We start from the raw sequence: 22,922 nt of genomic DNA, 5'->3' as shown, positions 1-22,922 counted from the left end.
CTCCTCGGCTTCCTGCTCGCGTCTGCTGCTCCCAGTATGTCTGCCCGGTCCCAGCTCGTAGATTGGTCGGTGCCCGCGTGTTTCCCGTCCCTCGTGCATCCCTCGTCCGACCGTGTCCCGTGCCGTCCCCGATCTGCTGTCCGATCCGCTCCCCGATGTCCTGCCCTTCTCCTGCCCGATCTCCTGCCCGATCCGCTCCCCGAAACCTCCTGAGGTGCCGCCCGTGACCGACCCCAACGCCACCCTCCTCGCCGCCTCCCTGTGGCCGGACCCCGCCGCCCGGCCCGCTCCCGCCCCGGGTGCGGCCCCCGCCGCCTACGAGCCGGAGCACTACGCCGTGCCCGAGGACGTCCCCGCCGGGGAGGGCACCCGCCGCCGTTCGGCCCAGGCCGACGACGGGCGCCGCCGCAACCTCGCCTATCCGCCCGCGCCGGAGCCGCTGCCGCACCCGGTGGCCGACAACCACACCCACCTGGACCTGCAGGACGGCCGGGTGCAGGTCTCGGTGCGGGACGCCGCGGACGCCGCAGCCCTGGCCGGGGTGGGCGGGCTCGTGCAGGTCGGCTGCGACGTCCCGTCCTCCGGCTTCGCCGTGGCCGCCGCCCAGGCCGACCCCCGAGTCCTCGCCGCCGTGGCGCTGCACCCCAACGAGGCGCCGAAGCTCGCGGCCGCCGGGACCCTCGACGAGGCGCTCGCCGCGATCCGTTCCCTGGGGGAGCACGAACGGGTCCGGGCCTTCGGCGAGACCGGACTCGACTACTACCGCACCGAGGGGGAGGGGCGGGAGCACCAGAAGCGGTCCTTCCGGGAGCACATCCGCTTCGCCAAGGAGACCGGCAAGGCGCTGCAGATCCACGACCGGGACGCCCACGCCGACGTCGTCGCCGTCCTGCTGGAGGAGGGCGCCCCCGAGCGCACCGTGTTCCACTGCTTCTCCGGGGACGCGGAGCTCGCGCGCACCTGCAACGAGCACGGTTGGTACATGTCCTTCTCCGGGACCGTCACCTTCAAGAACAGTCACGATCTCAAGGCCGCGTTGCGCACCGCCCGCCCCGAGCTGGTGCTCACCGAGACCGACGCGCCGTTCCTCACCCCGCACCCGTACCGGGGCCGGCCCAACGCGAGCTATGTGGTCAACTACACGGTGCGCGGCATGGCGGGGATCCTGGAGCAGGAGCTGGAGCCGCTGTGCGAGCGCCTCTGGGCGAACACGGTCGAGGTGTACGGCCCCTTCTGAGCGACCACAGCCTCTTTCCTCGCCGAGTCCCCCGCTTCGACTACCCCTCCCTGCGGAGTCCCCCATGTGGTGCTGCCTCCACCCGCCGAGTCCCCAGACTTTGGTGCCTCCACACGCCGAGTCCCCAAGGCCTCGCCCCTCTGTGACGCCGAGTCCCCACAACCCGGTGCCTCCACACGCCGAGTCCCCAAAGTGGTCGCAGTTTCCCAGGATATTTCTGGGGAAACAGAAGCACCTTGGGGACTCGGCGGGTCAGCGGTGGGTCAGCGGTGGGTCAGCGGTGGGTCAGCGGTCGGCCAGCGGTCGGCCAGCGGCAGTGCGGCGTGGGTCAGCGGGTGGCTGCCGAGCGGCGCAACGCGGCCGCGATGCGGTCGACGGTCGCGGCAGGGGTGCGCACGACGTCGTGCCACCCCACTCGGATGACGGTCCACCCCAGTTCCTGGATCTCGATCTCCCGTCTCCGCTCGTTGCGGATCACGGTGGCGGGGGCGTCGCCGTACTTCACCTCGCCGTCGAACTCGAGCACCAGCCATTGCTCGGGCCACGCGAAGTCGGCCCGGTAGGTCCCCGTCCGGCCCACGATCACCCACTGCAGCTCCGGCACCGGCAGGACGGACTCCGCCAGCATGAGCCGGGTGAGTGTCTCGCCCACGGACTCGGAGCGCGCGTCCATGGCGTCCAGCACGCGCTGAGCCCTCCGCACGCCCCGCCGTCCTGTCCACTCCGGCAGGCGCTCCTCCAGACGCGTTCGTGTGAGGCCGAAACGGTGCGCCTGGTCCGCCAGGACCACGGCGTCGGTGAAGGGCAGCCGACGGGCGCAGTCCAGCAGTGTTCGTTCGCCCGTGGTGGCGCGCAGCCCGTCGACCGTGACGATGTCCGTCTCCGGCAGCGGTTCCTGGTGCCTGACGACGCCGGCATACCCGTTGTGGGTTCCCTGTCCCGGCCGGGTGAGCGTGTGCAGGCGGGCCGGGACGCGCCGAATGTCCAGGCCGTGCACCACGGCGGCCGAGGCGAGACAGAAGACCGGCGGCACGGAGGCCGCCCGGCTGAGCGCCCGGTGACTGAGCAGCGACTGTTCCTCGGGTCTGAGCCGCCAATAGGTCTCCGACGCCGTGAAGTATCCCGGGTGTACCCGGTGGAGTTCTCCGTCGCGGAGACGGCGCCGGATCTCGTGGCTGCTGAGGCCGGTGTCGTGGAGCTGGGCGAGGCTCATGATGTCGGTCATGACCCGTTGATAGATCCGACGGAGTCCTGGTGGGTGGACGCCGCCGTGCCCGGGGGAAAAGACCGCGGAGCGGACACGCAGCACGGCCATGGGGAGTGGGGATGACGGCCCCGCCGAGTCCCCACTGCGGTGGCATTTCCCCATGCAGATCCGTGGGGACGTGGAGCATCACTGGGGACTCGGCGCCGAGAGGAGCTGGAACATGGGGTCTCGGTGGTCGAGGGGTGCCTGGGTATGGGGACTCGGCGACGGCAGGAGCCGGAACATGGGGACTCAGCGGCGGAACGAGCGCGGAAGCGACAGGAGTCTGGGGGCTCGGCGGCATTGGGGCGCTTGGGTATGGGGGCTTGGCGAGATGACGTTGCGGGATACGGGGGGCTCGGCGAGATGACGGTGCAGGGGTGTGGGGGTTCGGCGGCGGCATGGGTGGCTGGGGGAGAGGGCGGCGGGGCGGGCGGCCGATACGATGTCCCGGTGACAGAATCCACCGCGCCAGAGCCCGCCGCCCGCCCCCTGCTGGGGCCCGCGGAGATCCGGGCGCTCGCCGAGCAGCTCGGGATCCGCCCGACCAAGACACTCGGGCAGAACTTCGTGATCGACCCCAACACGATCCGGCGGATCATCGCCGCTGCGCGGCTGGGGGAGCACGAGACGGTGCTCGAGGTGGGACCGGGCCTGGGCTCGCTGACCCTCGGGCTGCTGGACGCCGCCGAGCAGGTCGTGGCCGTGGAGATCGACCCCCCGCTGGCGGCGCAGCTGCCGCACACGGTGGAGCGGCTGCGCCCCGAGCTGGCGGGACGGCTGACCGTGCTCGAGCAGGACGCCATGCGCGTCGAGGAGCTGCCCGCCGCGCCGACCGCCCTGGTGGCGAACCTGCCCTACAACGTGGCCGTCCCGGTGCTGCTGCACCTGCTGGCCCGCTTCCCCTCGATCCGCCGCGGGCTGGTCATGGTCCAGGAGGAGGTCGCGGACCGGCTGGCCGCGGCGCCGGGCTCCAAGGTCTACGGAGTGCCGTCGGTCAAGGCCTCCTGGTACGCCGAGGTCACGAAGGCCGGGACCATCGGGAAGAACGTCTTCTGGCCGGCCCCGAAGATCGCCTCGGGGCTGGTGCGCTTCGTGCGCCGCGATCAGCCGGTGGCGGACGTGGACCGGGAGCTGGTCTTCGCGGCGGTGGACGCCGCCTTCGCCCAGCGGCGCAAGACCCTGCGGGCCGCCCTCGCCGGGTGGGCGGGCTCCGCCGCGGCGGCGGGAGAGATCCTCGAGGCAGCCGGGATCGACCCGGGGGAGCGCGGCGAGAAGCTGGACGTCCACGAGTTCGCCCGGATCGCGCAGTCCGGCGCCGCCGCGGGTCTGACCGCCGGGGTGCGCGGCGCATGACCACGGCACAGCTCGCGGAGCACGCCGGTGCGCCCGGCGAGGTCGACCTGTTCTGTCCCGCGGGCCCGAGGGCGGGGGTGCGCGGCGCATGACCACGGCACAGCTCACCGAGTGCGCCGAGGCGCCGGGCAAGGTCAATCTGTTCTTCGCCGCTGGCCCGCCGCGTCCGGACGGCTACCACGACGTCGCGAGCCTGTACTGCGCGGTCAGCACGGGGGAGACCGTGACGGCCGCGCTGACCGGCGGCACCGGCACCTCCGTGGGCGTGGCGGCGGTCCCGGGCTCGCTCGTGGCCCAGCAGCTCGACCGCGGGACCTTCTCCCTGGACACGGTGCCCACCGACGGGTCCAACCTGGCGGTCCGGGCCGCCGAGGCGGTGCTCGCGCGCTTCCCGCCGCTGGTGGGCGGAGTGCACCTGCAGATCGACAAGGCCGTGCCTGTGGCCGGCGGCATGGGCGGGGGCTCCGCGGACGCCGCGGCGGCACTGGTCGCCGTGAACCGGCTCGCCGCCCGCGTCCTCGGGTGCCCGGCGCTCGACGACGACGCGCTGCTGGGGCTCGCGGCCGGTCTCGGCGCCGACGTGCCGTTCGCGCTGACGGGCGGGGCGGCGGTCGGCACCGGGACGGGAGCCCGGCTGCGCCCGGTGGCGGTCGGGACGCCGCTGCACCTGGTCCTCGTGGCGGCGGAGGCGGGTCTGTCGACGCCCGCCGTCTACGCCGAGCTGGACCGGCTGCGCGCGGACGAGGACGTCCCGCCGCCGCGGCTGCCGGGGGGCCTCGAGGAGCGCCTGGGCTCCGGCGCGGCCGGAGAGCTGGCGCCGCTGCTGGCCAACGACCTGCAGGCCGCCGCGCTGTCCCTCGCACCGCAGCTGGAGCCGGTGCTGGCCGCGGGCGCGGCCGCCGGCGCCCTGGCGAGCTTCGTGTCCGGGTCCGGGCCCACGGTGGCGCACCTGGTGGCGGACGCCGCCGCGGCCGAGGACCTCGCGGACGTGCTCAGGGGCCAGGGAGCGCCCGCTCTCGCGGTGCGTGCTCCCTGACCCCTGGCGTCCGGCCGCCGGCGCCTGGATCTGACCTGACCTCCCGGGTTCAGGCGGCGCCGGTGGACGATCAGTGGTGCTGCGGCCGGGCGTCCTGGGCGGGCACAGCATCCGTGCCCGGGCGCGCCTGGCGCTGCACGACGAACGCGGGGACCACCGCGGCGCCGCGGCCGCTGAGCCGCTCGAACCGCTCCCGGAACCGGCGCAGCCGGCCCCGGGGCTCCACGGCCAGGACCACGCCGTCCACCCGGTCGGTCAGGGCGGCCAGCTCGGCCGCCCCGGCCCGGGGCGGGACGGTGGCCACGAGCAGCGAGGGCGTGGTGTCGTCCATGCCCAGCCAGTTCGTGTCGCCCAGCGGGCCCACGGCGTCCGTGAGCGTGCGGGCGTCCACGACCTCCACGGTGCCGCCCCACGAGGAGACCACGGCGTCCAGGGCCTGGACGACGACCGTGGCCTGTCCGGGCAGGGACGAGTGCACGGCGATCCGGGAGCCCGGCCGCGGCACCGCGCGGTCCTCGTCCTGGGAGAGCCGGCGCAGCAGCTCGAGCGCGCCGTCCTCGTCGTCCACGGAGCTCAGCACCACGACGGGCGAGCCGGTGGCGTCGGCGAGCCGGTCGGGCCGGCGCACGCTGCGGTCGGCCCGCTCCCGGAACGCACCGGCGAGGGCGCCGAGGACCAGTCCGCCGACCACGCCGCCGGCGAGGAAGAGCGGGATGCCGGCGGAGGAGGGCTCCTGCGGCGGCGTGGCCTCGCTGATCACGCGGCCCGGCGTCGGGGCGATGAGGGCGAGGGCGGTGCGCTGCTCGCGCAGCTGCCGCAGGCTGGAGGAGCCGTCGTCGCTGCGCTCGAGGCCGGCGATGGACTCGTCGATGCGCTTCAGGGTGTCGTCGGCGGTGGTCTGCACGTCCTCGCCGCGGTCGGCGAGGTAGGCGGTGGCCAGGGCGTTGGCCTGCTCGGCGGCCTGGTTGGGGTCGTCGGCGGTCACCGTCACCCGGAGCACCTGGGTGTCGTCCGGGGCGGTGGTCGAGAGCCGCTCGAGCAGGTCCTCGGCCAGCACGGGGTCGGCCTCCTCGACGGGGACGTCCTGCAGCAGGGCGGCGGCCCGCAGGGTGATGCGCTGGGAGGCCATCGTGGCCATCTCCGTCTGCATCTCGACCTCCTCGAAGCCGGCGTCGCCCGTGAGCGGGTTCACCGCGCTCGGCGTGACGGTCATCGAGGCGGTCGCCTGGTAGGACGGCGGCCACAGCAGACCCGCCACGAGGGCCGCGGCCAGCACGACGAGCCAGGTGCTGACGATCGTGGGCCACCGGCGCAGGACACGGCGCCACACCGGCGTCGGGTCCGCCGGCTCCGGGCGGTGCGGCCGGGTCCGGGCGGTGTCGTCCCGGGTTCGGCGCCGTTCGGAGCCGATGGTGTTCAGAGTCTCACTCATGTGGATTTCCCCCCTGGTGGATCGCGGGTCGTCTCGGATGGAGCGGCCGTGCTCGGTGGTCCACCCCCCGGCGGAGCACCGACCCCGGCCTCGGGAAGCGCTGCCGAGTCCAGCCCGGCCGGCGGCGTCCTGATCCGATGTCGATCGATTTGAATGTTACAGATGCAAACTCAACGGGACCACAGCAGGACCTTGTGATCCCGTGGCCTCTTCGGGCCACACGCCTCGGCGTGCGTCCCCCGGACGGCGGTGCGGCGCCGGAGCAGGAGCACCGCCGCGGCGCCGGCCACGAGCAGACCGGTCAGCGCGAGGTGGACGAGCAGGCCGGTGGTGGTGGTGCCGAGCAGGGCGCGGACCAGCAGCCCGCCTCCGCCCGTGAGCACCGCCGCGGCCGCGGCGATGGCGCCCACCACGGACCACCGCGGGGCGATGCCGAGCAGCCGCACGGACTGGAACAGGGCCAGTCCCGTGTCGGTGAGCACCGACGCCGCCCACGCCGTGGCCGCTCCGACCAGGCCCCACTGCGGGATCAGCCACAGGTTCAGGGCCACGGCCACGGCCAGGGCGGCGGACTTGTTCATCAGCTGCCAGCGGCTGCGCCCGGCCATCAGCAGCAGCGACTGCACGCCGCCGGCCGAGACGGCCAGGAGCATGGCGGAGGCGATGACGAGCATCGCGGGGTAGCCGGACTCGAAGCCCTCGCCGAAGAAGGACAGGACCACCGGCCCGAACAGCAGCAGGGTGAGGTAGAAGGGCCAGGCGCCGGCCACGAGCACGGCGGTGGTGCGGGTGAACACGGAGCGGGCGGTGGCGAGGTCGTCGACCGCCAGCGCTGCGCTGATGGACGGGCCGGTGACCATGCGCGCGGTGTGGTCGAGCATGGCGCCCACCCGGATGCACCGGTTGACCACGCCGTAGACGCCGGCCGCGGCGGGGCCCAGGAACGCGGCCACGAGCAGCACGTCGAGCCACTCGAGCAGCGCCTCGACCACCGCGGTCACCCCGCGGGCCGAGGAGAAGGACCAGAACGCCCGCCGCTGCGCGCCTGCCTCCGGCGGGGGAGCGGCCCCGGGCCGGTCGCGCAGCTCGCGCAGGCACCGGCGCAGCAGCACGAGGGCGAGCACGGCGACCACGGCGACCGGCGCCGTCCACGCCGCCGTGAGGGCGAGCAGCCCGCCGCCGGCGACGACGACGCCGAGGACGCCGAGCACCCGCAGCGAGGGCAGCACGACGTTCTGCAGGAAGGAGAAGGTCGGCACCCGGTGCAGCCCGCGCAGGGCGCCGAAGGCGAGGTTGAGCACGGCGCCCAGCACGAGGAAGGGCGCCGCCAGCAGCACGGCGGGGCCCACGCCGTCGGGCAGGACCCCGGGGAGGACCGTGAGCACGGCCGCGGTGGCGGCGACGCCCGCGGCGAGCACGAGCACCGGCCGGCCCGCGATCCGCAGCACCGCGGGCACCGCGGAGCCCTGGCCCCGGGCGGTGAGGGCGGGGAGCGCCCGCACCAGCCCGGTGTCGGCGCCGAAGGTGGACAGGGTCGTGGCGATCGCCAGCACGGCCACCACCTGGAAGAACTGACCGGCCGCCGCCGCGCCCGAGGCGTTGGAGACCACCAGCGTGGCGGCGAAGGCGAGACCCGCGCCGGTGACCACGAAGGCGAAGGTGAGCGAGCCCGAGCGTGCCAGCGGCTGCGGGCTCACAACCCCTCCCCGTAGCGCCGGGAGCGCAGCAGCACGGCCAGGCTCAGGCTGATCAGGATGAACTGCACCGCGTCGAGGCCGTAGTAGGTGAAGAACACGCACGCCGCCACGGGCGCGGAGTGCACGAGCAGCCCGGTGGTGGTGCGGACCTTCAGGGTCACCAGCGTGGTCCCGTGCAGGTAGGCCACGAACAGGCCCAGGCCCACGAGCCCGTAGCAGAACATGAGGGTCCAGACGTAGCCCTGGGTGCCCATCTCGATGCCGACGGTCTCGTCGTACAGGGGCGCCCCGTAGCCCAGCAGCGGGGAGTCCAGGGTGGCCAGGAAGGTGTCCCGGTACAGGTCGGAGCGCGTGCCCGTGCTGTCGCTGTACTCCTGCCGGCCCAGGATCCGCTCGACGGCGCCGCTGGCCACGAGCCACCCGCCGACGGCGGCCACGCCCGCGACCCCGGCCAGGGCCACCCCGATCCGGCCCCGCAGGACCATCCGGACCATCACGTACCCGAGCGCCACCGCGATGCCGAGGAACATGCCCCGGTTGGTCGTGGCCACGGCCGGGGCGAGCGAGGCCAGCAGCCCGGCCACGATCAGCAGGTGCCGGGCGCGGAAGCGGACGGTGGTGAGGTAGGCGAGCACCAGGGGCGTGAGGAGCACGAACCCGGAGCCCCACCCGTTGGTGTACGGGAACGGGGCCGCCGGCCGGTTGTAGGGCTCGGGCGCGCCCCAGGGCATCTGGACCTCCGCCAGGGGCGGGAAGAAGAAGTTCTGCACGAGCGCGTTGGAGGTGATCCCCTCCGGCAGCAGCAGGCCGATCGGGGTGGTCAGCCGCGCCTCGGGGATCACGAACGTCAGCAGGCCGAAGCCCACGAGCGTCGCCCACGCGACGACGGCGGCCCGCAGGAACCGCCGGTGGTCCAGGGTCTCCCGGGCGTTCCAGTAGTAGACGACGTAGACCAGCGCGGCGAGGATGTTCACCCAGCGCAGCGCGAAGCCCATCCAGGAGCCGAACCCCTCGATCTGCACCGAGCTCGCCGCCATCCACAGCAGGAACACCACGAGCACCCACGCCGGCCACGGGACCGTCACCGAGCGGTGGAGCACGAGCAGGAAGAGCATGACCACGGCGAGCAGCGCCGGGGCGAACTGCAGGGCGCCCGAGGCCCAGATCAGGGGCAGCCCCCAGAACAGGACGAGCAGCGGCCAGGCGGGCAGGGCGCCGGTGGTGCGGCGGACCGGGGCCGGCCGCACCACCGAGGGGGCCAGGAGCGCCACGGCCGCCTCACACCCCTCTGCCGAAGAAGGACACGGCGTTCTGCAGCCGCTCGGCGCTGACCGCGCCGGTCGCGACCGCCAGGGCACCCCACGCCCGCAGCTGCCCGCGGTCCCGGCGCAGCGCGGCCCGCGCCCACCGCACCGCCTCCCGGCGGTCGCCGCGGGCGGCGTGGGCGAAGGCCACCTGTCCCGCCATCAGGGCCGTGCCCTGGTCGGAGGTCTCGAACTCGGGGAACTTCCGCAGCATGTAGGTCAGGGCGTCGGCCATGTCCCCCCACTTCTGGCGGAAGAAGGAGGGCCGGTCCCAGCGCACGGTCAGCACGGTCTCGGGCACGGAGTGCACCGGGGCGTGCCGGGCCAGGCGCAGCAGCAGGTCGTAGTCCTCGCCGTAGGAGGACGGCAGGTCCTCGTCGACGAGGCCCACGGGCCCGTACAGGTCGGCGCGGCGGCAGATCAGCGCGGAGGGGTGGATCTCCATCATCCGGTCGGCCAGCAGCTCCGGGAAGGTGGCCACGGCCTGCGGGACCCGCCGGATGGTGCGCTCGTGGGAGACGATGTTGATCGCCCCGGCGATCGCCGACGCCTCCGGGTGCCGGTGCCAGTGCGCCACCTGCCGGGTGAGCTTGCGCGGGGCCCACACGTCGTCGTCGTCGCAGAAGGCGATGATCTCCCCGGTGGCCGCGTGGATTCCGGTGTTGCGGGCGCCCACCAGGCCCGGGGAGCGGGTGTTGGGCACGGTGAGCAGCTGCACGCCGGCCGGGACGTCGACGTCCGTGAGCGGGTCGACCTCGACGCGGTCGAAGACGACGACGACCTGCAGCGGGCCGGCGTATCCCTGCTCGACGATCGCGCGGACCGCCTCGCGGAGCATCTCCGGCCGCCCGGCGGTGGCGATCAGGACGGACACGGACGGGTGGTCGGTGCGGAAACCTGCGGCGGTGGTCGTTGCCGGGGCCGGGGCGAGGACGTCAGCGGACATGGCGGGTGCTCCTGTCGGTCGGGAGGGCGCCGACGGCGTCGGCGTCCGGGGCGGTGTCGGCGGGCCGTGTGGTGAGCCCCAGGTACTTGCGCCGCATGGAGACCGCGCTGATCGCCGCGAGGGCGGCCAGCAGGATCGCGTAGGCGGGCAGGAAGAGCGCGGGGATCCCCCAGAGGAGGAAGATCCAGCAGGTGACCCCCGCGTCGGTGGGCAGGTTGAGGAAGGAGCGCAGCGTCCCGCCCGCGGGCGGCCCGGCGAGGCCGCCCGTGCGCCGCAGCTGCTCGGCGAGGATCTGGCTCATGAACTGGCCGACCTCCACGAGCACGAACAGCGCGGCGAGCACCGCGAGCGCCGCGGCCGGGAACGCCTCGGGCCGCGGGTGCAGCAGGGCGGCGGCCGCCACGGCCAGGTGGAGCGCCGGGGTCCGGATCGAGTCGACCACGTGGTCGAGCCACTCCCCGGCCGGCGAGCCGGTGCCCGTGAGCCGGGCCACCTGCCCGTCGGCGGAGTCCAGGACGTAGCCGGCCGCGAGGAGCACGGCGACGACGACGCCCGTGGCCGGGGCCGGCGGGGCCGCCACGAGCACGACCAGCCCCGCCGCGGAGAGGACCGCGCTGAGGGCGGTCACCCCGTTGGGGGTCAGCCCCGCCGCGGCGGCCTCGGCCGCGGCGTAGCGGGCCAGCGGGCGGTTCACCCACCGGGTGTACGCCGGGACCCCCTGGCCGGGCTTCTGCGCGGCGCGCAGCCCGGCCAGGGCCTCCGGGAAGGTGGGCCGGCGCCGCGGGGCGGCGGTGTCGGTGGAGGCGCTCATCAGGCCTTCGCCTCCGTGCTGGGCACGAGCTCGAGGTCGAACGTCGTGTCGGTGGTGTTCGTCCAGTTGGAGTGCACCTCGGCGGCGATCACGTTCTTGCCGTTGCGCAGCACCGACGCGGGGATCTCCACCACGACCGGGGCGGCCAGCGCGGTGGCCGTCCGGCGCGGCGCCAGCGCGTAGGTGCCGGGTCCCAGGTCGCCGTCCGGCAGGTTGTCCCGGACGACCTCCTGGCCGTTGACGTAGACCGCGACGGCGTCGTCGGCGCGGGTGGTGAGCGTCAGCTTCCCGTACTTGGAGGCGTCGGCCACGTCCACCGTCCGGCGGTAGTACGTGGTGAGCGGACGCGTGCCGTCGGCCACCAGGGTGGTCTTGACCGAGGCGTCGCCCCAGCCGAGCACGGCCGAGCCCTGCTTCCACGCGGTGTCGACGAACGCCGTGCCGGCCCAGTCGTCGGCCGGCGGGGTGGCGCGGTCGTGGTGGTACCTCCAGGTGGCGCCCTCGGCGACCAGCGCGGCCGGACCGGCAGGCTCCTCGGCCGGGGGCTCCTCGGCCGCGGGCGGCGCCGGCTGCGTGCCGGCGGTGACGACCGCGGAGAGGTCGAAGGTGGCGTCCGTGGTGCTGCGCCAGTTGGAGTGCACCTCGGCGGAGATCACGTTCTTGCCGGTCTTCAGCGCCGATCCGGGCACCTCGACGACGACCGGCTCGGCCACGGCGGTGGCGGTCCGGCGCGGTGCCAGGGCGTAGGTCCCGGCGTTCAGCTCGCCCTCGGGGAGGTTGGAGCGGACCACTTCCTTGCCGTTGACGTAGACCGCCACGGCGTCGTCGGCGCGGGTGGTGAGGGTCAGCTTCGCGACCTTCGAGGCGTCGGCCACGTCCACGGTCCGGCGGTAGTAGGTGGTCAGCGGCCGGGTGCCGTCGGCCACCAGCGTGGTCCTGACCGAGGCGTCGCCCCAGCCGAGCACGGCCGAACCCTGCTTCCACGCGGTGTCGTCGAAGGCCGTCCCGGCCCAGTCCGCACCGGGCGCCACGTCCTGGTGGTGGTACTTCCAGGTGGCGCCGTCCGCGATCAGGGTGCTCGTCCCGGGCGCCGGCTGCGGCTCGGGCTCGGGCTCCGGCTGGGGCTCGGGCTGCGGCGCCGGGGCCGGCTGCGAGCCGGCCAGCACCACCGGGGTGGAGGCGGAGACGTTGCCCGCGGCGTCCGCCGCGCGCACCGCGTACCGGGCGCCGTCCACGTGCGGCACCTTGAGGCCCGTGCCCGTGGCCGTGCCGATCGGCCGGTCGTTGCGCAGGACCTGGTAGGTCAGACCGGTCTCGGGGGCAGCGGTCCAGGTGAGGGCGTCGGACGTGCCGTCCGGGACGACCTTCAGACCCGTGGGCGCGGCCGGGGCCTTGGCGTCGCGCGGGGCGAAGCGGAGGAAGCCGCCGGACCACTGCGCGGAGCCGGACCGGGCGACGCTGCGGTTGATGTCGCCACCGGTCCACAGCACCCCGTTGCTGTCCATGAGGGTGGCCCACACGCCCCAGCCGCCGAAGCCCTTGATCTCCGGGTTGAAGCCGGGCAGGTACTTGCCCGCCGCGGCGTCCCACGCGCCGATCGCGTTGATCCGGTCGGCGACGGTCACGGGGCGGGTGTTGCCCCCGGCCTTGATCCACTTGGTGGCGCCGGCGTTGAACCAGTTGAAGCAGTGGCAGGCGCCGTAGACGGTGTCGTCGGTGGAGGTGATCGCCTGCATGTCGCCGCCCAGGGAGGTGATGCCCCAGGAGGTGCGCTTGAAGGTGGAGCGGTCGTAGCCGAACATCGAGTGCTCGGCGCCGCCGGCCCACACCGTGCTGCCCTGCTCGCGCACGGCGAGCTGGAACGCCGTCTGGCCCGGGTTGGCGTAGTCCACGGGCACGGACGGCTCCCAGGTCCACGCGGGCGTGGCCAGCGCGGCGCCCGCGGCCGTCTGCACGGCGGCGAGGCGGAAGGCGGAGGCGCCGCGGGACTGGTTGAAGTACCCGGCCGCGTAGAGCCGGTCACCCTTCGCGGAGGCGTCGATGCTGGCCACGGTGCCGTTGAACTCGGGGTTCCAGTTCGCGTCCGGGGTGCGGGTGGAGATCTTCACGCGGGCGCCGGCGCGGGCGTAGACCTTGCCGGTGGCCTGTCCGCCGCTGAGGTGGGTGAAGGCCCCGCCCAGGTACAGGTGGTCGCCCTGCACGTCGAGCGCCCGGACCTGCAGGACGCCGCCGGTCAGCAGGTTCTCGATCTTGAGGTTCCAGGCGGTGTCCACCTTGCCGGTCGTGGCGTCGAGCACCACGAAGCCGGGGGCGCTCACGCCGTTGACCGTGCTGAAGCGCCCACCGACGGCCAGCCGGTTGTTCGGCAGCTCGGCGAGGGCTTTTACCTGCCCGTTGAAGACCGGGCGGAAGTCGGTGCGCAGCTCTCCGGTGTTGACGTCGAAGGCGGCCAGGTAGGACTGGGCCACGCGCCCGGTGCCCGCGGCGTCGCGCTGCATCGCCTTGAAGTTGCCGCCGGTGAAGACCGTGCTCCCGATCTGCTCGAGGGCCTGCACCTCGGTGTTCATCTCTCCGGTCTGTCCGTCGGCGCGCTCCACGGCCCCCCACTTGGTGGGCTCGGCGCCGCTGTTGGGCAGGGCCCGCTGGGCGATCGCGGCGGTGCCGGAGTCGGGGACCGCCTTGCCGCTGAAGGCCTGCTGGGTGACCTTGGGCCGCAGGTACATCTGGGTGAACGGCATGGCGCCCGCGCCGCCGGCGGCCGGGGACCACAGGTAGGTGGTGCTGGTGTTGCTGCCGATCACGTCGTCGCCGTAGCGGAAGCCGCGCTGCCAGTTGGTCACGGCGACGTCCGCGAAGCGCACGCGGGCCGTGCCGGTGTTCGTGCCGAAGTCGTTGGTGGTGCCGGTGGTCCCGGAGGCCACGCCGGTGCCGTAGGCCAGGGAGAAGGAGGTGACCGGGGTGCGGGAGCCGAACGTCCAGTTCCAGTACGGCTTGGCGGAGATCTTCATCCGCCCCTCCTGCCAGGTGCTGCCCGCGGCGTCACGGGCCCGGCGCAGCCGGATGCCGTCGTCGAGGGCGTCGGGCCGCTGCCCGTTCAGGAGCTCGTCCACCGTCTTCGAGGACAGCTGCTTGGGCGCGAAGGCCGCGGTGCCGGTGACGGTCGAGGAGACGTCCTTGGGCGTGCCCACGCCCTGGTAGTACTCCTTCCAGTCGTTGCGGCCGCGGCCCACGAGGACCCAGCCGCCGCCGTCGGTCACCTGGTCGCAGTAGAACTGCTCGGGTGCGGTCATGGCCGGGGTGACCAGCCAGTAGACGCCGGAGGCGGACTTCGGGTCCTTCTGCTTGATCTCCCAGCAGGACGCCGCGGCCGAGGCCGCGGACTTGCCGTCCACCGGCGGCGCCTCGGCGGCGCCCACCGGGCCGAAGGTCAGCAGCGTCGCGGCGACGGCCATCACGGTGCCGATGCTCAGGGACGCCTTGGTGCGGGCCGTGCGCGCCCGGCGCCGGCTGCGATCCGCCCGGGGCGGGGTGTTCGTGTTTCCCATGGTGTGGTTCCTCAACAGGTTCGTGCGGACGGATCAGCAGGTCGGGTCGTCGGGGAAGCCGTGCTGGACGACTTGCCAGGACTGGCCCGGTTGGCGGAAGAGGTCGTAGTTGTGCAGGGCCTTGCGGTCCTTCTGCTTGCCGCTGACGACCACGCCCTCACGGTCGACGACGGTGACCTCGGAGGCGTCCAGGCAGACCGTCACGCGCACGGCCTCGCCGTCGTCCGTGGGCAGCGGGGCGGAGACGGGATCGCCGACGACGACGGGCGTCCCGCGCTGCTCCCAGCCCTGGTGCTCGAACTCGGCCAGGGACGCGATGACCTCCTGGAGCGCGGCGCCGGTGGCGGACTCCTCGGCCGCCGCGACGACGGCCGGGTCCAGCTCGGCGGGACCGTTCTCGCCGCCGAGCTCGGCGGAGGACTCCGGGTTGGCCGGATCGGCCGGAGCCGGCCGGTCCGACGGGACGAAGGCCTCCTGGGCCTCGAGGACGGCCTCGATCGGCTCGACCTCGGGGGCGTCGGCGGCCACGGGTGCGGCCGAGGGCAGGTCCTTGGCGCGGACCTCCTGCGGCGTCTCCAGCTCCACCACGGTGCTGGCCTCGAGGGCCTCGGCCGCCGTGTCGTCGGTGGCGCCGGCGGCGCCGCAGCCGGTCAGGATGCCGGCGAGCAGGAGCCCGCCCAGCACCGTGCGGGCTGTTCGGGCAGTGGGACCTCGAGTGCTCGATGTGCACGACAGGTCAAGGATCATGTCAGCTCCCCCCAGATCTGAACTTCCGGCGCCGATGGCCGGCGCCGCGGTGATCCGCCGCGGGTCGTGGGTCGAGGGACCCCCGCGGCGTTCCGGACGACCCCCCGTCCGAATTCATTGGATCGCATGGAGTCTAACCCCGGCGTTAACGATCGGGAACGGAATCCGGTGTCCCCTTTTGTGACCCCCGTTTTCAGATGCAAACGCGCGTTTCTCCGCAGTAGGGTAAGGCGATCACCGGAGTTCCCTGTAGCAAACAGGGGTCCGGACGCAGCACGGGACGGCCGCGGCTCGGGGGGAGCGCGGGGTCCGGCGAACGCAGGGGGACGTTGTGGTGGGGGAGACAGCAGGAGCGGTTCCGGCAGGGGCGCGCCGGCGCCCGAGGGCGCAGCTGCCCGTGCGGCAGTTCGCGCACCTCGATGCGATGCGGGCCGCCGCGGTGATGCTCGTGGTGCTCGCGCACGCCGGGCTGGAGCTGGTGCCGGGCGGCAGCGGGGTGACGATCTTCTTCGTCATCTCCGGGTTCATCATCACGCACCTGGTGCTCAAGGAGCACCGGCGCACCGGGGGCTTCGACATCGCGGGGTTCTACCGCCGGCGGGCCCTGAAGCTGGCCCCGCCGCTGCTGGTGGCCCTGGTGCTGCCCACCGCCCTGTACGCGTGGCTGGTGCGGCCGGTGAGCCTCGGGGACTTCCTGGGGCAGGTCTTCTTCTTCTTCAACTGGCGCTACACGGACTCCCAGGTGGACGTCCTGCCCGGCTCGATCGTGGTGTGGAGCCTGTCGATCGAGGAGCAGTTCTACGTGGCGTTCGCGCTGATCTGGCTGCTGCTCGTGGGCCGGCGCCGGCCGGCCACCGCGCTGGCGGTGCTGGCGGGGATCGCCGCGGTCGCCTCGGCGGGCGCGCGGGTGGCCCTGCACCTGGGCGGGGCGAGCGCGGACCGGATCTACTTCGGCACGGACACCCGGCTCGAGGCCATCGCGATCGGGGTGCTCGCCGCCGTCTGGTACGCCCGCACCACCGAGCAGCGTGGTGCCGCGGAGCGTGCCGGCGGAGGGGGTGCCGGCGGTGAGGGTGCCGCGGGCGCCCCGGCGTGGTGGGGCCGGGACCGGGTCCTGGTGCTGGCGGTGCTGCTCTACCTGGGGTCGCTGCTGGTCCGGGAGGAGTTCTTCCGCGAGACCGTGCGCTACACGGCGCAGGCGGTGGCGGCCTGCCTGGTGGTGCTCTGGGGCCTGCACGGGCCCACCGGCCGGATCGGGTCGCGGGTCCTGGCGGGGATGCGGTGGAAGCCGGTCCAGCTGCTGGGACTCGCCAGCTACAGCATCTACCTGCTCCACCTGGGCGCCGGGTACGCGCTGAGCGCGCTGTTCGGGGAGCTGCCCGGGCCGGCGGGGGTGGTCCTGCGCGTGGTGGTCGGCACCGTGGCCGGCATCGCCTGCTGGTGGCTCGTCGAGGAGCCCGTGGCCCGCTGGCACCACCGCCGCCGGCGGGCCGGCCGGCGCCCCGCGGCGGCGGCTGCCCCAGTGCCCGCCGGGCAGGCGTCCGGCTGAGTCCGCACCGGTCCGTCCGCTCCGGGCGGCCGGGCCCACAGATTTCCGCCGCGCACCCACGGTGCCCGCGGCGAGCAGACCGAGAGGGACTCCCGGCGTCGTCCGGGCGGTCCACCGGGCCGGGGCACAGGAGGCCCCGGCAGGATCCCGAGGGGGGAATGACTGACATGAGCACCGACAAGCACACGCCGCGCGTGGGGTACGCGGCCGGGGCGTTCGACCTGTTCCACGTGGGGCACCTGAACATCCTGCGCCAGGCGAAGATGCACTGCGACCACCTGATCGCCGGGGTCGTCTCGGACGACCTGATCGAGATCACCAAGGGCCACCGGCCGGTGGTCTCCCTGCGCGAGCGGATGGAGATCGTCGAGCACATCCGCTACGTGGACCAGGTCCACGCCGAGGTGCTGCTGGACAAGCTGGACACGTGGCAGGTGCTGCGCTTCGACGTGTTCTTCAAGGGCGACGACTGGCGCGGCACCCCGAAGGGGGAGCGGCTCGAGCGGGAGTTCGCGGCGGTGGGCGTGGAGGTCGTGTACTTCCCGTACACGGTCCACACGTCCTCCACGAAGCTGCGGGCGGCCCTCGAGGTGCTCTCGCTCCCGGTGGGCTGAGGCTCAGCGCGGCGGCTCCGGGGGGAGCTGCCGCGCGGAGCCGTCGCCCGACCACGGCGGCCGGGGCTGCGGTGTTCCCTGCGGGCCGTGCCCGGGGCCGGTCGGCCCCGGACCGGCCGGCCGGGAACCGGCCGCTCCTGGATCGGCCTGCCATGAGCTGGGCTTCTGGGGGTCGGCCGGCCGGGAACCGGTCTGCCCGCGGCCGTCCTGCCACGGATCGGTGCGCGGGGAGCCGTCCTGCCGGGAACCGGTCTGCTGGGAGCCTGCAGGCCACGATCCGGCGTCGCCGCCCCGGTCCCGGCCGTGGTCCCGGCCCCGGTCCGCGCGCCGGCGCGCCCGGGAGCGGCGCGCCTCGTCCCAGGCCCACACCACGAGGGCGCCGACACCGAACAGTGCCACGAGCAGGCCGACGATGGGACCCAGGAAGGGCACGGCCCGCAGCAGCACGTAGATCAGCAGGCCGAGGACCAGGGCGAGCAGACGCTTGCCGAAGCCGGCCGGTGCGCCGTCCCGGAGCAGGAGCCCGCCCGCCGTGTACGCCACCACGACCGGAGCCAGCAGGGCCACGGCGAGCACCAGCCCCAGGATCAGCACGAGGTCGAGGACCACGGCCGTCGTCACGACCGCGGCGGCCAGGCCGGCGAGGGTCAGCCAGCCCAGGGCGATGGCCAGCAGGATCGACACGAGGAGCACAGCCAGCACGGCAACGGCCGTTCCCGCGATGGTCAGCGCGCCCCAGCCGAGACTGAGCCAGGGCCGGGCCCGGAGCGTGCTCGCCGCGCCGGTCATGGCCCGGGGCAGCAGCCACAGCGCGAGCAGCCCGACCAGGAGCAGCGTCACGAACAGGCGCAGTCCGGCGATCAGCAGCGCGAGCGGGCCGGCGGGACCGGCCGGTTCCTCCTCGACCACCACCTGCTCGTAGATGACCTCCCCGGTGATGTCGGCGCCCGGGGCGATCGCGGCCTCTGTCCCGGACCGGTAGGACAGGTTCCCGTCGAGACGGGCCGCGTCGGTCAGCGTGAGCCCGGGGTCCACCCGGGGCACGGCGACGCCGGTCGTGGGTGCCCACGCGGCCCCGACGTCGTCGGCGGAGCCCACGTCCGCCTGCACGTCCCCGCCGATCGCGCCGGCCAGGGCGAGGGCGGCGGCCCCGGCGGTCACGTCGCCGTCGATCGTGCCGGCCAGCAGGGCCTGGTAGGCGCCGAGGAGGACGTCCCCGCCGATCTCGGTGCCGGGGCGCGTCTCCAGGCTGTAGCCGGCCGCGACGAGGTCGTCGGCCACCCGCGCCTGCTCGCCGAGGAGGAGCGCCTGGCCGGCCACACGGGCGTCGTCGCCGACGGTGCCCTCGATCACCACGGTCTGGGCCGCGGCCATCAGGTCCCCCTCGACCGTGCCGTTGATCGTCACCGTCCCGCCGGCCACCAGGAGGTCGCCGCGCACGGTGCCGTCGACCACCACGGTCGCGCCGGTCACGTACAGGTCGTCGTCCACGACCTCGTCCGCCGCCACCACCACGTTCTCTCCGTCGCGCACCTCCACGGCCCCGGCGGCGGGGGCGGTGACCAGGGCGCCCGCGAGCGCGAGGACCAGCAGGGTCAGCAGAGCCAGCAGGGTCAGCGGTCGGAGCAGGAACGGGACGGGCGAGGTGCGGGGCACCGGCAGGGACTCCATGCCCCCGAGTGCACGCCGGGGCGCCGGGGGTGTCAAGGAACGGGCCAGTGTGACGGCGCTCCGCCACCTACCCGCGCGTAGGTCAAGAGGCGGTCACGGTTGACGATCGTTCCTGGTGGGGGTCGGATCACGGTCCTAGCCTGAGGCTGTCGCGCGGCTGGCGCGCGGGTGGATCCGACCGGGGGTGGGTCATGACAGGACAGAGACTCGGAGCAGGCGTGTGCACGGCCGTGGTGGTGCTGGCGGGGCCGCTGCCGGCGGCGCTCGCGCACGGGGACGACAGGCCGTCCGGGCCGCGCGTGGTCGCGGAGGGCCTCGACAACCCGCGGCAGCTGAACCGGGACCAGGACGGGAACCTGGTGGTGGTCGAGGCCGGCCGCGGCGGTCCGGACTGCGTCGGCGAGCGGTGCGCTGGGCCGACCGGCGCCGTCACCCTGATCGAGGACCCCCACCGGGACGAGCCCGCGGTGTCGACAGTGGTCGAGGGACTGCTGTCCGTCGCGGCACCGGACGCGACCTTCGCGGAGGGACCCGGCGGCGCGGACGCCACGGACGTGGACGGTCAGTACATCGTCGCGGGCTACGACCCGGAGCGGCTCGACCTGTCGGTGTTCGAGGCGCGCGGCGGGTCGATGCTCGTTGCGGGCACCGAGGAGAGCGGGGAGGAGTACCTGCTCGCGTACGCCGACCTGCAGGCGGCCGAGGAGGAGCTCAACCCCGACGGCGCGCAGATCGACTCCAACCCCTACGCGGTCCTGTACGTGGACGAGGACGACGAGGTCTCGCCGGACGGCTACGCGCTCGTGGCCGACGCCGGTGCGAACACCGTGTGGAAGGTGGAGCCGGACTTCTCCACCGCCACGGAGGAGTCCCCGCCGGAGTACGAGGTCACCGCGTGGGCCACGTGGCCGACCACCGTGCTGCCGGACGGCACGGACGATCCGGCCGGCCCGGCCGAGTTCGTGCCGACGTCTCTGACCGCTGACCAGGACGGCAACGTCTACGTGGGTGGGCTGGGGTCGATCCGTCCGGGGGAGGCCTCGGTCGTGCAGTTCTCCGCGGACGGCACCGAGCTGGACCGCTGGGACGGCTTCACCGCGATCACCGGGGTGGCGGTGGACCACGGGCACCTGTACGTCTCGCAGCTGTTCGGGCCCACGCCGCCGATGCCTCCGGGGGAGACCCCGGCGGAGGAGGCGCCGCCGACCCCGGGGCAGGTGCCCGGTCAGGTGGTGGTGCTGCACCGGCACCAGGAGGACGCCGCCCGGTACGCGGTCGACGTCCCGCTGCCGGCCGGTCTGGCGACCGGCCGGCACGGCGAGGTCTACGCCGCGGTCAACAGCGTGGCTCCGGCCGAAGGCATCGCGGAGGGACCGATGAACCCGTTCGGCGCCGTCGGCGGCGGAGCGGTCTGGGAGCTGGACTTCTCCGACGCCTACCGCCTGGAGGACGCCGGGTAGCAGGACCAGGCGCCGGAGGAACGACGGCGGCGGTGGCGCGGCACCGGCCCGCCACCGCCGCCGGACCGCACCGACGGGCCTTCGGAGGCCCGCAGGACCACCCGCTAATGACTTTCGAAGCGAGGAAGAGCCATGGCACCGATGACCGAAGATCTGGTCCACCTCATCGCGGAGGGCTTCGTCTGCGCCACCGAGGGCAGGGGCCACGCCACGCCGGGAGGCCGGCCCCCGAGCAGGATCGTGGTCGACGCCACCGAAGGGTTCATCCCCCTGTGGCAACCGAGGTCGATGCTGAAGTGGCGCTTCCAGGAGCGCAGCTTCGCGCTCGCTCCCGACCCGCAGGAGAGCCGGTCGATCGTCGGCGGGCTCATGAGCGAGGCCCTGGTGCGGTGGAGCTCGGCCGCACCGGTCCGGTTCACCCACGACCCCGACCTGTGGGACTTCGAGGTCGTGCTGCGCAACGCCGCGGACTGCACTCCGGAGGGCTGCGTCCTGGCCAGCGCGTTCTTCCCGGACGGGGGGCGGCACGAGCTGACGGTCTATCCCACGATGTTCGAGCAGACCCACGAGGAGCAGATCGAGACGATGATCCACGAGTTCGGTCACGTCTTCGGGCTGCGGCACTTCTTCGCGGCGAACCTCGAGAAGCCCTGGCCCTCGGAGGTCTTCGGGACGCACAGCCCGTTCTCGATCATGAACTACGGGCCGATGAGCAAGCTCACGGACGAGGACCTCGGCGACCTGAGGGAGCTCTACCGGCTGGCCTGGGCCGGTCACCTCATCGACATCAACGGCACTCCGGTCCGGTTCGTGCGGCCCTACAGCGCCTCCGGGTCACCGGTCGCAGAGACCACCGGGGCGCTGCCGGTCACGGCCCGGACGGAGGCCCGCTCCCCCCGGTACTGAGCGGGACCGGCGCCCGCCGCGAGCTCCGTCCGCGGGGCCCGTAGCAGTCGCCTGCTGCTGCCTCCTCGCCCTGTGTCAGCCGTTCGCGCCGGGGAACCGCCGCGCGCCGGGGAACCGCTGCTCGCCGAGGAACCGCTGCGCGATCTCCAGCCGCCGTCGGGCCCGGTCCGGCGGGCCGCCCGAGCGGCGGGCGCCCGCCACGAGGGACAGGGCCACACCGGCGCAGCGCACCCGCAGCGCGGCGGGGTCCACGACCTCGTCGAAGCCGGCGAGCATGCGCTGCGCGGCGGCCGGCGCGTGCCCGTAGCGGTCGTGGACCGTGGGCAGGACCGCCAGGTGGGCCACGAGGCAGGCGAGGTCGTCCACGCGGTGGCCGGGGCCCACGGCGTCGACGTCGAGCAGACCGGTGACCGGGCCGAACGGGCCGCGGACGTCCGGGCCCACGAGCAGGTTGGCCTCGTAGAGGTCCCCGTGCACGGGCACCACCGGGCCGGGATCCGTGCCCCGGCGGGCCTCGTCGATCGCGGCGGCCAGCCGCTCGATCGGTGCGCGCTCCTCCGGCAGGGCCACCGCGGCCGCGTGGCCGTAGGCCAGGACCCGGTCCGTCCAGGAAGCGCGGGCGGGGAGCTCGAGCGCGGCGGCGGGCAAAGCGTCGAGCAGTGCGAGCACGTGCTCGGGATGCAGCGCGGCGGCGCCGTCGTCCCGCACGGACACGGCCAGGGGGGTGCCGGGCAGTTGCCGGAGCACCACCACGTCCCGCACCGGGTCCCCGCAGGGCGCCGGCACGGGCAGCCCGGCCCCGAGCAGGATCCGGTGCCGGGCGTGCAGGGCCGCGGCCCGGTCCTGCCGCAGCACCTTGAGGTAGCGCACCTGCGACCCGTGGGCCGCCCGCAGCACCGCCCGCCGGGTGGGCCAGTAGGAGACCTCGGTGAGTTCCGCGGGCACGGCGGAGGAGAAGACCTCCCGGCCGACGACCTCGGGCGAGGACGCCCAGGCCAGCCCGGGCAGCCAGGGGTCGTGCGGGTGCCGCCACGCCACGAGGTCCACGCCCTCGTGCCGGGTCCGCACCGCTCCCGGGGACGTGCCGCCGGGGGGGGCGGTGCTCACGCACACGACCTCGGCGGCCCGGTGCTCGCCGGCCAGGGCCACGACGTCGAAGACCGCGGTGACCCCGGCGCCCGGGCGGTGGTGCACGCGCCGCCGGGTCCAGCGCTGCAGGCACAGACCGGCCGGGGCCAGCGCGGCCTCCAGGACCGGGCCCGTCCCGGTGCCCGACAGCAGGGCCACGGCCTCCTGTGCTCCGACGGGTGCGTGGGCTCGATGGAGCGGGGTTTCCATGGCGAAGTGGTGGCTCCTGACCGGAGT

The 22,922-nt window shown here is 74.3% G+C and carries 17 protein-coding genes; 7 read left to right on the top strand and 10 right to left on the bottom strand.

Going from position 1 to position 22,922, the window contains the following annotated elements; translation table 11 throughout:
- The first annotated feature begins 223 nt into the window (after positions 1-223).
- On the top strand, positions 224-1,237 hold the full coding sequence (locus ACFYE3_RS08515) for a TatD family hydrolase (RefSeq protein ID WP_387608022.1): 1,014 nt from the start codon (positions 224-226) through the stop codon (positions 1,235-1,237).
- A gap of 328 nt (positions 1,238-1,565) precedes the next feature.
- Here the strand turns inward: ACFYE3_RS08515 and ACFYE3_RS08510 are convergent, their stop codons facing one another.
- The gene (locus tag ACFYE3_RS08510) at positions 1,566-2,462 is read right to left on the bottom strand and encodes a DUF559 domain-containing protein (RefSeq protein WP_387608021.1); all 897 of its coding nucleotides are present in this window, start codon (positions 2,460-2,462) and stop codon (positions 1,566-1,568) included.
- 474 nt (positions 2,463-2,936) lie between these two features.
- Here ACFYE3_RS08510 and rsmA point away from each other — a divergent pair, with 474 nt between their 5' ends.
- Both rsmA and ACFYE3_RS08500 read left to right on the top strand, forming a co-directional pair.
- Positions 2,937-3,839 (top strand): 16S rRNA (adenine(1518)-N(6)/adenine(1519)-N(6))-dimethyltransferase RsmA, encoded by a 903-nt coding sequence (rsmA, locus tag ACFYE3_RS08505; protein ID WP_387608019.1) that lies wholly within the window; start codon positions 2,937-2,939, stop codon positions 3,837-3,839.
- Positions 3,840-3,927: 88 nt separating this feature from the next.
- Positions 3,928-4,875, top strand: a complete 948-nt coding sequence (locus ACFYE3_RS08500; protein WP_387608016.1) for a 4-(cytidine 5'-diphospho)-2-C-methyl-D-erythritol kinase — start codon at positions 3,928-3,930, stop codon at positions 4,873-4,875.
- 70 nt (positions 4,876-4,945) lie between these two features.
- Here ACFYE3_RS08500 and ACFYE3_RS08495 read toward each other — a convergent pair whose 3' ends face one another.
- The 7 genes from ACFYE3_RS08495 to ACFYE3_RS08465 all read right to left on the bottom strand — a co-directional run bounded on the left by ACFYE3_RS08495 (position 4,946) and on the right by ACFYE3_RS08465 (position 15,357).
- A complete protein-coding gene (locus ACFYE3_RS08495; protein ID WP_387608013.1) occupies positions 4,946-6,307 on the bottom strand; it encodes a hypothetical protein in 1,362 nt (453 codons plus the stop codon).
- A 170-nt stretch (positions 6,308-6,477) separates the two neighbouring features.
- Positions 6,478-8,004, bottom strand: coding sequence for a lipopolysaccharide biosynthesis protein (locus tag ACFYE3_RS08490; protein WP_387608010.1), 1,527 nt, complete (start codon positions 8,002-8,004; stop codon positions 6,478-6,480).
- Positions 8,001-9,275 (bottom strand): O-antigen ligase family protein, encoded by a 1,275-nt coding sequence (locus ACFYE3_RS08485; RefSeq protein WP_387608007.1) that lies wholly within the window; start codon positions 9,273-9,275, stop codon positions 8,001-8,003. The genes ACFYE3_RS08490 and ACFYE3_RS08485 overlap by 4 nt, the downstream gene beginning before the upstream one ends.
- 7 nt (positions 9,276-9,282) lie before the next feature.
- Entirely contained in the window at positions 9,283-10,254 is a 972-nt protein-coding gene (locus tag ACFYE3_RS08480; RefSeq protein ID WP_387608005.1) for a glycosyltransferase, read from the bottom strand.
- Positions 10,244-11,065, bottom strand: coding sequence for a CDP-alcohol phosphatidyltransferase family protein (locus ACFYE3_RS08475; protein WP_387608002.1), 822 nt, complete (start codon positions 11,063-11,065; stop codon positions 10,244-10,246). The genes ACFYE3_RS08480 and ACFYE3_RS08475 overlap by 11 nt, the downstream gene beginning before the upstream one ends.
- On the bottom strand, positions 11,065-14,610 hold the full coding sequence (locus ACFYE3_RS08470; protein WP_387607999.1) for a fibrinogen-like YCDxxxxGGGW domain-containing protein: 3,546 nt from the start codon (positions 14,608-14,610) through the stop codon (positions 11,065-11,067). Before ACFYE3_RS08470 ends, ACFYE3_RS08475 begins: the two co-directional genes overlap by 1 nt.
- A 33-nt stretch (positions 14,611-14,643) precedes the next feature.
- Positions 14,644-15,357 carry a hypothetical protein gene (locus ACFYE3_RS08465; RefSeq protein WP_387607997.1) on the bottom strand — a complete coding sequence of 238 codons (714 nt, stop codon included), beginning with the start codon at positions 15,355-15,357 and terminating at the stop codon, positions 14,644-14,646.
- A gap of 397 nt (positions 15,358-15,754) precedes the next feature.
- Between ACFYE3_RS08465 and ACFYE3_RS08460 the strand changes: the two genes are divergently transcribed.
- Together ACFYE3_RS08460 and ACFYE3_RS08455 are read left to right on the top strand one after the other, a co-directional pair.
- Positions 15,755-16,906 carry an acyltransferase family protein gene (locus tag ACFYE3_RS08460; RefSeq protein WP_387607995.1) on the top strand — a complete coding sequence of 384 codons (1,152 nt, stop codon included), beginning with the start codon at positions 15,755-15,757 and terminating at the stop codon, positions 16,904-16,906.
- A gap of 167 nt (positions 16,907-17,073) precedes the next feature.
- The gene (locus tag ACFYE3_RS08455; RefSeq protein ID WP_387607993.1) at positions 17,074-17,520 is read left to right on the top strand and encodes an adenylyltransferase/cytidyltransferase family protein; all 447 of its coding nucleotides are present in this window, start codon (positions 17,074-17,076) and stop codon (positions 17,518-17,520) included.
- A 3-nt stretch (positions 17,521-17,523) separates the two neighbouring features.
- On the opposite strand, the gene ACFYE3_RS08450 is transcribed toward ACFYE3_RS08455, so the two are convergent.
- Positions 17,524-19,191 carry a polymer-forming cytoskeletal protein gene (locus tag ACFYE3_RS08450; protein ID WP_387607991.1) on the bottom strand — a complete coding sequence of 556 codons (1,668 nt, stop codon included), beginning with the start codon at positions 19,189-19,191 and terminating at the stop codon, positions 17,524-17,526.
- Between the two features lie 191 nt (positions 19,192-19,382).
- On the opposite strand from ACFYE3_RS08450, the gene ACFYE3_RS08445 reads away from it, so the two are divergent.
- The gene (locus tag ACFYE3_RS08445; protein ID WP_387607989.1) at positions 19,383-20,651 is read left to right on the top strand and encodes a ScyD/ScyE family protein; all 1,269 of its coding nucleotides are present in this window, start codon (positions 19,383-19,385) and stop codon (positions 20,649-20,651) included.
- A gap of 132 nt (positions 20,652-20,783) precedes the next feature.
- Entirely contained in the window at positions 20,784-21,557 is a 774-nt protein-coding gene (locus ACFYE3_RS08440) for a matrixin family metalloprotease (RefSeq protein WP_387607986.1), read from the top strand.
- A 75-nt stretch (positions 21,558-21,632) separates the two neighbouring features.
- On the opposite strand, the gene ACFYE3_RS08435 is transcribed toward ACFYE3_RS08440, so the two are convergent.
- On the bottom strand, positions 21,633-22,844 hold the full coding sequence (locus ACFYE3_RS08435) for a phosphotransferase (RefSeq protein WP_387607983.1): 1,212 nt from the start codon (positions 22,842-22,844) through the stop codon (positions 21,633-21,635).
- Positions 22,845-22,922: the final 78 nt, after the last annotated feature.

Origin of the sequence: Kocuria arenosa, from assembly GCF_042879215.1 — a bacterium.
GTDB lineage: Bacteria > Actinomycetota > Actinomycetes > Actinomycetales > Micrococcaceae > Kocuria > Kocuria arenosa.
The sequence above is the reverse complement of the archived record's forward strand: the minus strand, read 5'-3'. Positions and strand labels throughout refer to the sequence as shown.